The 14,970-nt window shown below is 70.6% G+C and carries 11 protein-coding genes and 1 pseudogene; 7 read left to right on the forward strand and 5 right to left on the reverse strand.

Going from position 1 to position 14,970, the window contains the following annotated elements:
• From secF to H4W31_RS22520, 3 genes and pseudogenes are all read left to right on the forward strand, one after another.
• On the forward strand, window positions 1-1,230 hold the full coding sequence (gene secF / locus H4W31_RS22510) for a protein translocase subunit SecF (protein ID WP_192768460.1): 1,230 nt from the start codon (window positions 1-3) through the stop codon (window positions 1,228-1,230).
• 79 nt (window positions 1,231-1,309) lie between these two features.
• Window positions 1,310-1,873, forward strand: a complete 564-nt coding sequence (locus H4W31_RS22515) for an adenine phosphoribosyltransferase (protein WP_192768461.1) — start codon at window positions 1,310-1,312, stop codon at window positions 1,871-1,873.
• Between the two features lie 624 nt (window positions 1,874-2,497).
• Window positions 2,498-4,771, forward strand: a pseudogene (locus H4W31_RS22520) (RelA/SpoT family protein); the annotation flags it as partial.
• A gap of 125 nt (window positions 4,772-4,896) precedes the next feature.
• On the opposite strand, the gene H4W31_RS22525 reads toward H4W31_RS22520, so the two are convergent.
• Window positions 4,897-5,724: a peptidylprolyl isomerase gene (locus H4W31_RS22525; RefSeq protein WP_192768462.1), complete on the reverse strand. Its 828-nt coding sequence runs from the start codon at window positions 5,722-5,724 to the stop codon at window positions 4,897-4,899.
• Between the two features lie 66 nt (window positions 5,725-5,790).
• Window positions 5,791-6,750 carry a peptidylprolyl isomerase gene (locus H4W31_RS22530; protein WP_192768463.1) on the reverse strand — a complete coding sequence of 320 codons (960 nt, stop codon included), beginning with the start codon at window positions 6,748-6,750 and terminating at the stop codon, window positions 5,791-5,793.
• Window positions 6,751-7,114: 364 nt separating this feature from the next.
• Here H4W31_RS22530 and H4W31_RS22535 point away from each other — a divergent pair, with 364 nt between their 5' ends.
• The 3 genes from H4W31_RS22535 (at window position 7,115) to H4W31_RS22545 (ending at window position 10,272) form a co-directional block, all read left to right on the forward strand.
• Entirely contained in the window at window positions 7,115-7,870 is a 756-nt protein-coding gene (locus tag H4W31_RS22535; protein WP_192768464.1) for an MBL fold metallo-hydrolase, read from the forward strand.
• 40 nt (window positions 7,871-7,910) lie between these two features.
• On the forward strand, window positions 7,911-9,257 hold the full coding sequence (gene hisS / locus H4W31_RS22540) for a histidine--tRNA ligase (RefSeq protein WP_192768465.1): 1,347 nt from the start codon (window positions 7,911-7,913) through the stop codon (window positions 9,255-9,257).
• Window positions 9,258-9,330: 73 nt separating this feature from the next.
• Window positions 9,331-10,272, forward strand: coding sequence for an acyl-ACP desaturase (locus H4W31_RS22545; RefSeq protein WP_192772315.1), 942 nt, complete (start codon window positions 9,331-9,333; stop codon window positions 10,270-10,272).
• On the opposite strand, the gene H4W31_RS22550 is transcribed toward H4W31_RS22545, so the two are convergent.
• Both H4W31_RS22550 and H4W31_RS22555 read right to left on the reverse strand, forming a co-directional pair.
• A complete protein-coding gene (locus tag H4W31_RS22550) occupies window positions 10,269-10,718 on the reverse strand; it encodes a VOC family protein (RefSeq protein WP_225945635.1) in 450 nt (149 codons plus the stop codon). The genes H4W31_RS22545 and H4W31_RS22550 overlap by 4 nt on opposite strands.
• Window positions 10,715-11,281 (reverse strand): DinB family protein, encoded by a 567-nt coding sequence (locus H4W31_RS22555; RefSeq protein ID WP_192768466.1) that lies wholly within the window; start codon window positions 11,279-11,281, stop codon window positions 10,715-10,717. Before H4W31_RS22555 ends, H4W31_RS22550 begins: the two co-directional genes overlap by 4 nt.
• 61 nt (window positions 11,282-11,342) lie before the next feature.
• Between H4W31_RS22555 and H4W31_RS22560 the strand changes: the two genes are divergently transcribed.
• Window positions 11,343-12,302, forward strand: coding sequence for a helix-turn-helix transcriptional regulator (locus tag H4W31_RS22560; RefSeq protein ID WP_192768467.1), 960 nt, complete (start codon window positions 11,343-11,345; stop codon window positions 12,300-12,302).
• Window positions 12,303-12,361: 59 nt separating this feature from the next.
• Here H4W31_RS22560 and H4W31_RS22565 read toward each other — a convergent pair whose 3' ends face one another.
• Window positions 12,362-14,674 (reverse strand): AfsR/SARP family transcriptional regulator, encoded by a 2,313-nt coding sequence (locus H4W31_RS22565; RefSeq protein ID WP_192768468.1) that lies wholly within the window; start codon window positions 14,672-14,674, stop codon window positions 12,362-12,364.
• Window positions 14,675-14,970 lie beyond the last annotated feature (296 nt).

A 14,970-nucleotide genomic window follows, 5' to 3' on the forward strand; every position in this document is an offset into this window, starting at 1 on the left:
ATGAGCAGAAGTGGTCTCGCCAGCCGCTTGTACCGCGGTGAAGCCGGTCTTCGGATCATTCCCCGCCGGAAGCTGTGGTTCAGCATTTCCGGTGGCCTGGTCCTGTTGGCCATCCTGAGCTTCGTGATCCAGGGCTTCATCCTGGGCATCGAGTTCAAGGGCGGAAACGAGTTCCAGGTGCCGACCCGCGTCGGCACCATGCAACACGCCGAGGACGCGGTACACGCCGCGCTCGTCGGCGAGACGACCCCGGACGGGCCGGCGGAGGTGGTGTCGGGCCAGCAGGTCGGCAGCGACACGTACCTGTTCCGGACCTCGCCGCTGGACCAGACGCAGGCGACCGAGGTCCGTAACGCACTCGCCAGCGAGCTGAACATCTCGGTCGACGACATCAGTGACAGCCGGGTCAGCGCGGCCTGGGGCGCCCAGGTCACCCAGCGGGCGTTGATCGGTCTGGTGATCTTCCTCGTCCTGGTCACCGGCTATCTGGTGCTCCGGTTCGAGCTGCGGATGGCGATCGCCGCGGTGGTCGGGCTCGGGCTCGACCTGGTGCTCACCGCCGGGATCTACTCGGCGGTGCGCTTCGAGGTGACCCCGTCGACCATCGTGGGCTTCCTGACCATCCTCGGTTTCGCCCTGTACGACACGGTCGTGGTGTTCGACAAGATCCAGGAGAACACCCGGGGCATCACCGGGGGGAGCACACAGACGTACGCCGAGGCGTCCAACCTGGCCCTGAACCAGACCCTGATGCGGTCGATCAACACCTCGGTCGTGGCGCTGCTGCCCGTCGGCGGCCTGCTGTTCATCGGCGCCGGTCTGCTCGGTGCCGGCACGCTGAAGGACCTCGGTCTGGTGCTCTTCGTCGGTATGGGCGCGGCGTTCTTCTCGTCGATCTTCCTGGCGACTCCGCTCCTGGTCATGCTCAAGGAGCGGGAGCCGAGGATCCGGACGCACACCCAGCGGGTGCTGGCCCGGCGGGCCGGCGGCGGTCGGGACACCTCGGCCACGCGCCGTCCGGCCCGGCAGCCCGGCCAGGCTCGGCCGGTCGTCGAGCAGCAGGCCGAGGCCCCGGGCGAGGAGGAGGCGCCGGTACCGGCGACCGACTCGACCGCCTTGGCGGCCGCCGCGCCCAAGGTCGGCGCCCGCCCCTCGGGCAAGCGCTCGGGCGGTGCCCGGGGCGGTCGCCCCGGCGGCGGCGGTAACCGGCCGGGTGGCAAGCGGCGCTGAGCCGGACGAACGGACCACAAGGCGCCCGACGGACCACTTCGGTGGCCCGTCGGGCGCCTTGCCCGGGAAGGAAGCAGTTGTGACGGAGACCCCTACCGAGGTACGTGGCGACAGCGGCCCGGCCACCGCGCAGTTGGTGGCGAGCCGGGTGCTGGACGTGCCAGATTTCCCCAAACCGGGCATCGCGTTCAAGGACCTCATGCCGTTGTTCGCGGACGGGGCGGTCTTCCGGGAGGTGATCGACGGAATCGTCGAGCATCACGGCCGGGAGTCGTTCGACGTGGTGGTCGGGATCGAGGCGCGTGGCTTCGTGGTGGCCGCCGCGATCGCGTACGCCACCGGGGTCGGGGTGGTGCCGGTGCGTAAGGCCGGCAAGCTGCCCCGGGCCGCCTACGCCGCCTCGTACGCCCTGGAGTACGGCGAGGCCACCCTGGAGGTGCACCAGGACGCCTTCACCGCCGGGCACCGGGTGCTGGTGGTCGATGACGTGCTCGCCACCGGTGGGACCGCCCAGGCGACCCTCGACCTGGTGGAGCGGGCCGGCGGCACGGTGGCCGGGTTCAGTGTGCTGCTGGAACTGGGCTTCCTGAACGGTCGGGCACGGCTCGATCCACGACCGGTTCACGCCCTCTTAACCGTTTAATCACCGTTGACCGGCTCGACCGATCCGTACGTCCGGAGGGCGGTCGTCCGGCGGCTGGTGCGGGTACGATTGCCCTTCGTGGTCGGACGCGGGTGAGCTGCCCGTGACTGGCGCAGGACCGGGTCGACCGGCTACGGTCGGCTCATTCCCGGCGAGGTGTTGAGGAGGCCGGTGTCCCACGATGTCGCCCCTCCGGCGGAGGGTACGGTGCATCCCACCAACGATGCGGATGGTCCCGCTGACGGTGCGACCAGGGCCGATGGGGTTCAGACTCCGGCGAACGGGCCGAGCCGGCCCGGTGGCGCTCCGGCGTCGACGGACCGGACCACCACCACCGGAGCCGTGGAGCAGGCCGTCGACCGGAGTTCCGGATCGGGTGGTGCCGGCGGTGCTGCGGTCGGTTCCGCGTCAACCGGTGCCGGTCCCGCCGTCCCGGTCGCGAGCGCTGGCCTGGCCGGTTCCACCGCCGCTACCACGGTGGTCGGTGCCGGCCTCGGTGTCGTCGCCCCCGGTGTCGTCGCCGTCCCGCTCTCCGATCCCGTCGGCCGGCTCGTCGTCGACCCCGAGTCGGGTGCCGACGGCTCTCTCGCCGCCATGGCGGGCACCGGAGCCGTACCGCCGACGTCGAGCTTCGCCCTGGCCAACGCGCCCACCGGGCGTCGGGTCCGGGCCCGGTTGGCGCGGTTCAACGCGCCCTGGCAGACCCCTCAGGTGAGTGAGGTGCTGGAGCCGCTCATCGCGACGCACCGCGCGTCCCACCCCAAGGCCGACGCGCGGCTGCTGCAACGCGCCTTCGACATGGCCGCCCGCTGGCACTCCGGGCAGTACCGGAAGTCCGGCGATCCCTACATCACCCATCCGCTCGCGGTGGCCACGATCCTGGCGAACCTGGGCATGGACACCACCACTCTGGTCGCGGCACTGCTGCACGACACGATCGAGGACACCGACTACGGGCTCGACCAGATGAAGGTCGACTTCGGTCCCGAGGTGACCCTGCTGGTGGACGGCGTCACCAAGCTCGACAAGGTGAAGCTGGGCGATGCCGCGAAGGCGGAGACGATCCGCAAGATGGTCGTGGCGATGGCCAAGGACCCACGGGTCCTGGTGATCAAGCTGGCCGACCGGCTGCACAACATGCGCACCCTGACCTTCCTGCCGCTGGCCAAGCGGGAGCAGAAGGCCAAGGAGACGCTGGAGATCCTGGCGCCGCTGGCGCACCGGCTCGGTATGAACACGATCAAGTGGGAGCTGGAGGACCTGGCCTTCGCCAACCTCTTCCCGAAGCGGTACGAGGAGATCAACCGGCTGATCGGCGAGCACCAGCCGCAGCGGGAGGCACTGCTCCGGCAGGTGACCCAGAAGGTGCAGGTCGACCTCAAGGCCGCCAAGATCAAGGCGGAGACCACCGGTCGACCCAAGCACCTCTACTCGATCTACCAGAAGATGATCGTCCGGGGTCGGGACTTCAACGACATCTACGACCTGGTCGGCGTACGCATCCTGGTCGACACGGTGCGGGACTGCTACGCGGCGCTCGGGGTGATCCACGCGAACTGGCAGCCGGTACCGGGCCGGTTCAAGGACTACATCGCGATGCCGAAGTTCAACATGTACCAGTCGCTGCACACCACGGTCATCGGGCCGAGCGGCAAGCCGGTCGAGATGCAGATCCGGACGTACGCGATGCACCGGACGGCCGAGTTCGGCATCGCCGCGCACTGGAAGTACAAGGAGAAGAAGGGCGAGACGGTAGTCGGCCCGCCGGCCCACATCGACGAGATGACGTGGCTGCGGCAACTGCTGGACTGGCAGCGCGAGGCGGCAGATCCGAGCGAGTTCCTGGACGCGCTCCGCTTCGACCTCTCCAGCCAGGAGGTCTACGTCTTCACCCCCAAGGGTGACGTGATCCCGCTGCCGACCGCCTCGACCCCGGTGGACTTCGCCTACGCGGTGCACACCGAGGTCGGGCACAAGTGCATCGGTGCCCGGGTGAACGGCAAGCTGGTGCCGCTGGAGTCGACGCTGTCCAACGGCGACGTGATCGAGATCTTCACGTCGAAGTCCGACACCGCCGGCCCGACCCAGGACTGGCTGGGCTTCGTCAAGAGCCCCCGGGCCCGGACGAAGATCCGGCAGTACTTCAACAAGGAACGCCGCGAGGAGGCGATCGAGGCCGGCAAGGACTCGATCGTCAAGGCGATGCGCAAGCAGGGTATGCCGTTGCAGCGGATGCTGACCTCGGACAACCTGATGACCATCGCCCGGGACCTGCACCTGGCCGATGTCGCCTCGCTCTACGCGGCGGTCGGCGACAGCCAGGTCTCCGCCCAGTCGGTGGTCCAGCGCCTGATGGCCGGGTACGGCGGCGAGGAGGGTGCCGCCGAGGACCTCGCCGAGACGGCCGTCGCCACCCGCCCGCCGCGCCGCAGCGGTGGCACCAGCGACCCGGGCGTGGTGGTCCGGGGCGTCAGCGACGTGTGGATCAAGCTCGCCCGCTGCTGTACACCGGTACCGCCGGACAGCGTGTTCGGCTTCGTGACCCGGTCCGGCGGGGTGAGCGTGCACCGCGACGACTGCGCGAACGCCGAGGACCTCAAGGCGCAGACCGAGCGGGTCGTCGAGGTGAGCTGGCGGCTCACCTCCGCGTCGACGTTCCTGGTGGCGATCCAGGTCGAGGCGCTCGACCGACACAAGTTGCTGGCGGACGTCACCCGGGTGCTCTCCGACGAGCGAGTCAACATCCTGTCCGCCACGGTCACCACCACCCGGGACCGGGTCGCGGTGAGCCGGTTCAGCTTCGAGATGGCCGACCCGAAGCACCTGGGTCACCTGCTCGCCGCGGTACGCAAGGTGGACGGCGTCTTCGACGCCTACCGGGTCACCTCGGGCGCCTGACCGAACCGCTCGTCAGGCGCCACACACCAGCCGGCGAGCGTCTCGCCCGCCTCCGGACCGGAAACGACGGCGCCGCGCCACCCCTGGACGGGGGCGGCGCGGCGCCGTGTCGTTGCGGTGTGGGGTCAGCCGACCGGGGCGCTCATGGTCAGCGACTTGATCAGTACTTCCTTCTTCGGGTGGCCGCCGCCGGCCTGCTGGGCGAAGGCACCGTCGTCACCGGCCGCGCCGACCTGTGCGACCAGGTCCAGGCCACCGGTGACCGTACCGAGCACCGTGTACGAGGCGGGCAGCTGCGAGTCGCCGTACACGATGAAGAACTGGCTGCCGGTGGTGCCCGGCTGACCGGAGTTCGCCATCGCGATCACACCCGCCGGGTACGGCGGGCGCTTGTCCGTCGGCAGGTTCTCCTCGGCGAACCGGTACGTCGGACCGCCGGTGCCGTCGGTCTCCTTCCAGGCGGTGCCGGTGACGCTCGGGTCGCCGCACTGCAGCACCTGGAGCCCCTGGGTGACCAGCCGGTGGCACTTGGTGTTGTCGAAGAACTTCTTGTCGGCGAGGTGGGTGAAGCTGGCCGCAGTGCACGGCACGTTGCCCAGGGTCAGCTTCGCGGTGATCGGCCCCAGGCCGGTGTCGATCGTCATCGTCTGGCTGCCGGTGTTCTTCGCCGAGGTCGGCGGCAACCCGACGTCCTTGGTCGCCGCGTTGCGCTGTTCGGCCGGGATCTCGGTCCAGGCGCAGGTCGCGCCGCCGGCCTGGTTCGTGGTGTCCTTGTCGTCTCCCAGGCTCACCACCAGCCACACGGTGCCCGCGACCACCAGCAGCAGCGCCACCCCCGCCCCGATGCTGGCCTGCAGTTGACGGCGCTTGCGGGCCGCGGTGGCCCGCTCGGCCATCTCCCGCTCCAGCTTTGCCCGCGCGGCGGCGCGTTGCCGCTCTCTGGTGGTCGTCACGGTGGCTCCTCCTGGACTATGTACAGCGCGGCTCCGTCCGCGGCTGCGGGTGTTGTGCTCTGGGTGCTACGGCTGTCCGGCGACCGTCGGACTGCCCGAGGGGGCCGCCGACGGCGTTGCGGCCGACGGCACCGCCGTCGGGTCGCCCGACGCCGGCTCACCCACGGTGAGGCTCTGGATCACCACGTCGGTCTTCGGCTTGGTCAGCTCGCCAGAACCATTGTCCATGGTTTCCGCGGCGCCGACCTTCTTGATCACGTCGAGTCCGGCGGTCACCTTGCCGATGACCGGGTACCGGGGCTCGGCCGTGGTGAAGTCCTTGAAGAAGATCAGGAACTGGCTGCCGTTCGCGCCGGGCGGGTTTCCGATCAACGCGACCGTGCCGGCGGGGTATTGCGGTGCCGTCCCGGGGGGCGCGCTGGCCGAGGGGCTGGCGGACGCGTCCGTGGCCGGGGTGGCGCTCGTGGACGGGGTCGCCGAGGGGTCCGGCGCGGGCGCGTTGGGGACGTTCTCGCTAAAGAAGGTGTACGCCGGACCACCCTGCCCGGTGCCGGTCGGGTCGCCGCAGCGGACCGCCCCCTCGGCGGTGATCTCGTGGCACTTGGTGTTGTCGAAGAACGCCTTGCCGGCCAGGTGGGCGAAGCTGGCGCCGGCGCAGGGCGCGGCGACCAGGTCCAGGTCCACGGTCACCGGGGCACCCTGGTTGGTCGTGATCGTCATCGGCTGGGTGCCGGTGGTGGGCGGGTTGGTGGTGGGTGGAACGCCGACGTCCTTGAGGCTCGTGTTGGCCTGGGCGTCCTGCGAACTCCAGGTGCACACCTCCGAGGTGGCGGTGTCGTCCGTGGGCTCGTTGTCGAACCCGCCGAGCGCCCAGAACGACCCGAGCACGATCAGCAGCAGCGCGACGGCGGAGCCGATCCCGGCCCGGACCTGCCGCTTGCGCCGGGCGGAAGCCGCCCGCCGGGCCATCTGCCGGTCGAGCTTGGCCCGCGCCAGTTTGCGCTGCCGGTCCCTGCTGGAAGCCACCCGCGCTCCCCTTTCCATGTGCCCCTGGTCGTCGTCTTACTCTGGTTGTCGTGCTCCGGGCGTCGTGGCCCACGGCGGGTTCCACCGCCCCGGCGTCAAGTGCGCCACGCCACACGCCCGCCAGAGTGTACGGGTACCCGCTGGGAAAGTGTTGTACGAGGTCACTCCGAAGCCATCGGAGATTATCACTGTGTCTCCTGATCTGCCCCGGGCTGCCCCGCAGCGGTCCGTCTCGGGCCGATCCAGCCCCCAAGTCCGGACCGCGCCAGGGCGTCGGTGTGGGGGTGCTGGTGTGGGGCGCGTCGGCCGGCCGGTCGCCCGATAGGGTTGGCCGGAGCCAACCGTCGAGTGGGAGGGAGCGGACGTGCTCCTCGCCGGCTTTCCCGCGGACGCCTTCGGCACCAACTGTTATGTGGTGGCGACCGCGCCGGGGGAACAGTGTGTCGTCGTCGACCCCGGCATCGGGGTACTGGATCGCCTCGACGCCCTGCTGGCGGAGCATCGGCTGCAGCCGGCCGCCGTCCTGTTGACCCATGGTCATCTCGACCACACCTTCTCGGTCGCGCCCGTCTGCGGCGCCCGGGGGATCACCGCGTACGTCCATCCGAGCGACCGGGAACTGCTCGCCGATCCGGCCAAGGCGCTCTCGATGGACCTGACCCAGCTCTTCGGCGGTCGGCTGCCGTACACCGAGCCGGAGGACGTGGCCGAACTGACCGACGGGGCCACCCTGGCGCTGGCCGGGTTGGAGATCACCGTCGACCACGCGCCGGGCCATACCGGCGGGTCGGTGCTGTTCCGGCTGCCGGGCGCGGGCTCGGCTCTCCGGTCCGACCTGTCCCTTCCGCCGGGCGCGGACTGGGCGGCGGAGCAGATCTGTCTCTCCGGCGACGTGCTGTTCGCCGGGTCGATCGGCCGCACCGACCTGCCGGGTGGCAGCCTGCCGACCATGGTGACGAGCCTGCGGGAAAAGATCCTTCCGCTCGCCGACGACACCGTCGTGCTGCCCGGCCACGGCCCCACGACCACCATCGGCCGTGAGCGGGCGAGCAACCCGTACCTGATCGAGGTCGCGGACCTAGACGGGCCGCACCGGGTCGCGCCCACCCGAGGCTGGTAATTCCGCTCGCGCGTCTCGCGCGAGATCCGACAGGAGCATCATGAGCAAGCCAACCCCGATCTCCGGCTTCCCCGAGTGGGCGCCGCCCCAGCGGATGATCGAGCAGTACGTCGTCGACCGGATCCGGAACACCTTCGAGCTGTACGGCTTCGCCCCGCTGGAGACCCGCGCGGTGGAGCCGTTGGACCAACTCCTGCGCAAGGGGGAGACCTCGAAGGAGGTCTACCTGATCAGCCGGCTCCAGGAGGAGGGTGCGCCGCCCTCCGGTGAGGGCGCCCTGGGCCTGCACTTCGACCTGACCGTGCCGTTCGCCCGGTACGTGCTGGAGAACGCCGGCCGGTTGCAGTTCCCGTTCCGGCGCTACCAGATCCAGAAGGTCTGGCGGGGCGAGCGCCCGCAGGAGGGGCGCTACCGGGAGTTCCTCCAGGCCGACATCGACATCGTGGACCGGGACACCCTGTCGTCGCACCACGAGGCGGAGATCCCGCTGGTGCTCGGCGACGCGCTCGGCGGCCTGCCGCTGGGCGGTTCCGACGGCCGGCTGCCGATCCTGGTCCAGGTGAACAACCGCAAGATCCTGGAGGGCTTCTACCGGGGGCTCGGGCTGGCCGACCCGCTGGCGGCGCTGCGTGCCGTCGACCGGCTCGACCGGATCGGCCCGGACCGGGTGGCGGCGCTGCTGGCCGAGACCGCCGGGGCGACCGAGGCGCAGGCCAAGGCGTGCCTGGCGCTGGCCGAGATCGCCGCGCCGGACCCGTCGTTCGCCGAGGCGGTCCAGGCGTTGGGGGTGACCGATCCGCTGCTGGACGAGGGCCTGGCCGAGCTGGTGGCGGTGATGGAGAACGCCGTCGCGCACGCCCCCGGGCTCTGCGTCGCCGACCTGCGGATCGCCCGGGGTCTGGACTACTACACCGGCACCGTCTACGAGACCCAGCTGCGCGGGTACGAGCGCTTCGGGTCGGTCAGCTCCGGTGGCCGGTACGACAACCTCGCCAGCGACGGCAACGCCCGGTTCCCCGGAGTGGGCATCTCGATCGGGGTGACCCGGCTGCTCGGGCTGCTGTTCGGGGCGGGCGCACTGTCGATCTCCCGGAGCGTGCCGACCTGTGTGCTGGTGGCGCTGGCGGACGAGGAGCGCCGACCGGAGAGCAACCGGATCGCCGACGCGCTGCGCCGACGGGGCATTCCGACCGAGGTGTCGCCGTCGGCGGCGAAGTACGGCAAGCAGATCCGGTACGCAGAGCGGCGCGGCATCCCGTACGTCTGGTTCCCCGGGGTGGACGGGATCGGTGACGAGGTGAAGGACATCCGCTCGGGTGAGCAGGTGGGGGCGGTACCGGAGGTCTGGCAGCCGCCGGCGGCGGACCTCCGACCGACCATCGCCTGATCTTGGCTGGCGGGGGTGCCGGTCGTGACCTACGCTTGCGTAAGTTACGCCACCGTAGGGAGAGTTCGTGACCATCACCCCCGCCACCCCGCTCAGCCAGGTCGCCCTGCTCACCGAGCTGGAACCGGTCGTCGCGAGTAACCTCGACCGGCATCTCCAGATCGCCAAGGAGTGGTTCCCGCACGAGTACGTCCCGTGGAGCGAGGGACGGACCTACGACGGGATTCTGGCCGGGGAGCCGTGGACACCGGAGGACACCCGGATTCCCGAGGTGGCCCGTACCGCCCTGGTGGTCAACCTGCTCACCGAGGACAACCTGCCGTCGTACCACCACGAGATCGCGACGCTCTTCGGCCGGGACGGCGCCTGGGGGACCTGGGTGCACCGGTGGACCGCCGAGGAGGGTCGGCACGGTACGGCGATCCGGGACTACCTCACCGTGACCCGGGCCGTCGACCCGGTGGCGCTGGAACGGGCCCGGATGGTGCACATGTCCGCCGGCTACAGCAACGTGCACGACGACGAGGTGCTGCACTCCCTGGCGTACGTGTCGTTCCAGGAGCTGGCGACCCGGATCTCACACCGCAACACCGGCCGGGCCACCGGCGACCCCCGGTGCGAGCAGTTGCTGGCCCGGGTGGCCGCCGACGAGAACCTGCACATGGTCTTCTACCGCAACCTGCTCGCCGCCGCCTTCGAACTGGCGCCCAGCCAGGCGATGCGGGCGGTGGCCGACGTCGTCTCCGACTTCCAGATGCCGGGCAACGGCATCGACGGCTTCGCCCGCAAGTCGGTGGCGATGGCCCTGGCCGGGATCTACGACCTCCGCCAGCACCGCGACGAGGTGCTGATGCCGGTGCTGCGGCAGTGGAACGTCTGGGACGTTCCCCGCCTGGACGCCGACGGCGAGCTGGCCCGCGAGCAGTTGGCGGCCCAGCTCGCCGAGCTGGAGCAGGCGGCGTCCCGGTTCGAGGAGAAGCGGGACGCCCGCCAGGCCCGACTCGACGCCCGCTAGGCCGAAGGCGACACGCAGAACTCGTTGCCCTCGGGGTCGGCGAGCGTCACCCAGCTGAACGGCCCCTGCCGGCCGTTGTGCAGGAACTTCGCGCCCCGCGCGGTGAGCTTCCCGACCACCTCGTCGACGTCGTCGGTACCGACCCGGACGTCGAGGTGCATCCGGTTCTTGACCGTCTTCTCCTCCGGCACGAGCTGGAACAGCACCCGGGGCGCCCGCTCCGGACCGTCCGGGTGGCGGATCGCCGCGCCCTCCTTCCAGACCAGCACCCCGTTGTACGTCCTGGTCTGGCTCTCGGTGGCATGCCCCTCGTCGATCATGCGGCGGATGAACGCCTCGTCCGAGGGCTCCACCTGCCAACCGAGCGTCTCGGCCCACCAGTCGGCGAGCACGTGCGGGTCGGCGGAGTCCTGCGTCACCTGGAAGTCGTAAGCCATCGTGTTCATCCTCGATTCTGACGGTGCTGATAAAGGTCACGGAGCAGGGAGATCTCCGCTCCGTGGTGGATCGTCTCCCGGTTGATGTGCAGCACCAGCGCCGCCATCGGCAGGTCGCCGTACGGCCCCTCGGCCGGTCCGCACGGGCGGGCCAGCCCGGCCGCGTCGAGTCCGCGTACCCCGGCCAGCCAGGTCGCGTACGCCTCGTCGAGCTGTCGCAGCGCCTCGGCCGCGGTGCCGGCGTAGTCGAAACTGTCGTGCTCGGCCGGTGGCCCGCCGAAGTGGGCCGCGCTGCGCCGGCCGAGGACGCCGACGATGACGTGCCCGAGGCGCCAGGCGATCGTGGTGACCGGTGCCGGACTCGGCTCCGGCCGGCCGTATTCCATGACGTACGCCCCGGAGCCGTGCGCGAGGTCGGCCGGGGCATCCGCCCGGGGCCGTACGTTCCAGCAGTTCGGAACCGGTTCCCAGAAGTACTCGTCGTCGGTGAGTCCGTGCAGTCGCGGCCGTAACTGGTGTTGCCAGTGCCAGTCCAGCTGGTCGACCAGTTGAGCGTTCCAGTCGATGCTCATGCTGGCAGGCTAGCGCCAATTGCGGACAGTCCCGGTCCGCAATGCCTGGCAGACTCGTTGCATGCTCGACACCTCGGCGCGGCTGCTCCGGCTGCTCGCCATCCTGCAGACCCGGCCGGACTGGACCGGTCCCGAACTGGCCGAGCGGCTGGAGGTGACGGTCCGGACGCTGCGCCGGGACGTGGTCCGGCTGCGCGATCTCGGGTACCCGGTCCGGGCCACCCCGGGGGTGGCCGGCGGCTACCGGCTCGGCGCCGGGTCGACGCTGCCGCCGCTGCTGCTCGACGACGACGAGGCGGTCGCGGTCGTGCTCAGCCTGCGTACCGCGATGGGCCACACGGTGACCGGTATCGCGGAGACGTCGCTGCGGGCGCTGGCCAAGCTGGAGCGGATTCTGCCCGCTCGGCTGCGCCAGCGCGCGGCGGCGCTCCGGCTGGCCACGGTGGCGCTGCCGGACCAGCTACCCACCGTCGATCCGGACGTGCTGACGGTGATCGCCGAGGCGTGCCAGCGCGCGCAGCAACTCCGGTTCGGGTACCGCAACCGCGACGGCGAGCCGAGCAGCCGTACGGTGCAGCCGCACCGGCTGGTACACACCGGCCGCCGCTGGTACCTGGTCGCCCGCGACGAGGACCGGGACGACTGGCGTACGTTCCGGATCGACCGGATCGACGAGCCGCGACCGACCGGGGTCCGGTTCGTCCCGGTCGACCCGCCGGACGCGGCGGCGTACGTGGCAGAGTCGATCGCCGCCGCGCCGTACCGGTTCCGGGCCCGGGTGCTGGTACACGCGCCGGTAGAGGTGATCGCCGAGCGTTTTCCGCCCTCGACCGGGATCGTCGAGGCGGTGGACGAGGCGAATTGCCTGCTCACGACCGGCGCCGACTCGCTGCCGTTCATAGCGATGCACCTCGCCCTGCTCGGCCACGACTTCACCGTGCACGAACCCGCCGAGTTGGTCGACGAACTCGGCACCCTGGCCGACCGCCTCACCCGCGCCCACCGCGCGTCGACGGCCTGAGCCTTCGGCCCGGCCCGGCCACGGCCAGCGGTGACGCGCTGCCGGCCGGCGCGAATTCGCTAAGCCGAGCGGCATCGGGCACCCAGTACGCAGCCCGGCGGGGTGGAGCAGGCACTACAGCAGCCGCCGGAGACCGTTCGAAGTGGTTCCGCGAGGAAGTGACGTTCTCCGCCCTGCGGAGGAACGTCGGCCACGGCGCGTAACGCCAGGCGCTGGCCGTCCGGGACGCCGTCCAACTCGACCGCGTGTAGCGACGCAGTCCGCAACGCCCGCCATTGTGCCAGGTCACCGTACTCGCTCAGGTAGGGGTGCAGCGTTTCCGTGAGCGCGACGACCAGCGGGGCGGCGGCGCTTCGGCCGGCATGGGCGGTGGCTACGGCGACGAGGTTGGCCAGCTCCTCGTCCAGCCAGCTGGCCGCCTCCTCCGGCGAGGCGAACCATGCCCTGTCCGTGGTCCGGACTGGCTCCTCCAACCGCTCGGTATCCACCCGCAGAACGGCGACGGCCGCTCGCGACATGGCCAGGTAATCCCGCAGGGCCCGCAGCAGCGCCCGGTCGCGGTCGTCGTCCTCACCGGCCTTCCTGCTCAGCTCCCGCGCATAGACGCCGAGGAGGTCGGGCAGCCGGTAGCGGCCGGACACCGGGGAGTCCACCAGTCCGACGTCGACGAGCAGCTCGACGCCGGCTCGGATGCTCGACGCAGGGCGGCCGAACATCGCGGAGATACTGGCCAGGCTGGGCTGCGGTACCGCGAGCAGGCCGAGGTGACGGAAGGCCAGCGCCGCCTCCGCACCGTGCGTCTCCCTCGCCAGTCCGTCGTAGCTGATCGCGAAGCTCGATCGCAGGGCGAGATCGTCTAGCGTGAGCAGGTCAAGGCGGTGCCGCTCGGCATCGAGCTGGTCGGCCAGGTCCGAGGGCGTCCAGCTCGGCCGACTGACCAGTTTGGCGGCCGCGATCGACAGCGCGAGTGGAAGCCGCCCACACCGATCTGCCAGCCGGGCCACCCCGGTGGGGTCCGCCGCGGCCCGTTCGGTGCCGACCGTGGCGCCCAGCATCGCCATCGCCTCGGCGGGATCAAAGATATCGAGGCGCAGGTGTCGGGCGCCCGGAAGGGTCGCCAGGGTTCTGCGGCTCGTCACGAGTACAGCGCACGCGGCCGTGCCCGGAAGGAGTGGGCGTACCTGGGCGGCACCGTCGACGTTGTCGAGGACGAGGAGTACGCGGCGGTGGGCGAGCAGGGAGCGGTAGGTGGCGGCCGCCTCCTCGTGGCTGGTGGGCGTCGCGCTGGAGGACACGCCGAACGCCCGTAGGATCCGGGCAAGCACCACATGCTGGTCGGCCGACGCCGATCCGCCTGAAGCGCCCCGGAGGTCGACGTAGACCAGCCCGTCCGGGAACTCGTCGGCTACCTGGTGCGCGAAATGGACCGCCAACGCCGACTTGCCGACCCCGCCGGCGCCGGTCACCACCCACGTTCGCCGGCTCGGCCGGGAAGACGCTGTCAGTGTGGTTCGTAACAGCTCCAACTGCGCCCGGCGGCCGATAAATTCGGACACGTCTGCGGGGAGCTGGGCAGGTGTCCCGGCCGAAGCGGTGGGGAGCCGATCGGGTCGGTCCGTAACCGGGGCGCGCGCCGAGGGCTCATCAGGGGCCAACGAGGGGTCGCGGGTGAGCACCGCCCGGTGCACCTGGCTGAGTTCAGGCCCGGGATCCACGCCCAAATCGTCGCGCAGGTGCCGGCGAGCAGTCGCGTAGACGCCGAGTGCGCCGGCCGTGTCGCCGCTACGGTAGAGGGCCGTCATCAGGTTTGCCTGCACCCGCTCGCGCAGCGGGTACTCGGCGACGATCCGTCGGAGCAGGGTTACGGCCTTTGCGTTCTGACCGAGATCGAGGTGGGCCTGCGCCGAGAACTCCAGTGTGGCCAGCCGTTCCTCCTCGAGTTGTCTGGCGCGCCGGCCCAACAACGGGCCCTGCACCACATCGGACATCGCCCGGCCACGCCACAGCGCGATCGCGGCATCGAACGAGGCAAGTCCACGGCTTGCGTCGCCGGCCGCGTGGGCAGCGTGTCCGGCCTCGGCGAGCGCGTGGAAGATGTCCACGTCGCTGGACCGCGGGGACAGTTCGAAAAGGTAGCCGGAGCTGGTCGCCCGGATGGTGCCGCCGGCCGGACCGTTCACTATCGTCCGCAGCCCGGTCACGTAGGTGCGGATGTTCGCCCTCGCGGATCGAGGCGGCTTGTCGCCCCATAGTTCTTCGATCAGGAGGTCGGTGCGTACCGGACGGTTGGCCTCGATGATTAGGCAGGCCAACAGCGTACGCGGTTTGAGCGCGTCGATGCTTACCCGTTGGTCGTCAGACTGGATGATCATGGGACCGAGCAGGCCGTACCGCACCCTCGAATCACCCACCTTGAATGTGACTGTCCGGAGGGCCATGCTAACGCTCGCCTGTGACTGCGGAGGCCCGGCGATCTGATCGCCGAGGGCGACCAGGCATCTCGACCGGCCATCTCGACAGGGCTTCCGGGTGGACTGCGGGTAATTGCCGGATACCTGCCACATTCCAGGTCTGTTGCGAAGTGCTCACGAGCTGTATTCGGACTGTGCGGTTCGCTGTACGCCCCGCTCGTAGGTTCCCAGAGGGATCCATTGACGAGACGGACCGG

It is taken from the genome of Plantactinospora soyae (genome assembly GCF_014874095.1).
In the GTDB taxonomy this organism is placed as follows: Bacteria; Actinomycetota; Actinomycetes; order Mycobacteriales; family Micromonosporaceae; genus Plantactinospora; species Plantactinospora soyae.

What these genes read in the sequence shown, in the direction of transcription:
- H4W31_RS22565 (WP_192768468.1), bottom strand. Translation starts at nt 14,674, where the DNA reads ATGATCATCCAGTCTGACGACCAACGGGTAAGCATCGACGCGCTCAAA.
- H4W31_RS22560 (WP_192768467.1), top strand. Translation starts at nt 11,343, where the DNA reads ATGCTCGACACCTCGGCGCGGCTGCTCCGGCTGCTCGCCATCCTGCAG.
- hisS (WP_192768465.1), top strand. Translation starts at nt 7,911, where the DNA reads ATGAGCAAGCCAACCCCGATCTCCGGCTTCCCCGAGTGGGCGCCGCCC.
- secF (WP_192768460.1), top strand. Translation starts at nt 1, where the DNA reads ATGAGCAGAAGTGGTCTCGCCAGCCGCTTGTACCGCGGTGAAGCCGGT.
- H4W31_RS22555 (WP_192768466.1), bottom strand. Translation starts at nt 11,281, where the DNA reads ATGAGCATCGACTGGAACGCTCAACTGGTCGACCAGCTGGACTGGCAC.
- H4W31_RS22550 (WP_225945635.1), bottom strand. Translation starts at nt 10,718, where the DNA reads ATGAACACGATGGCTTACGACTTCCAGGTGACGCAGGACTCCGCCGAC.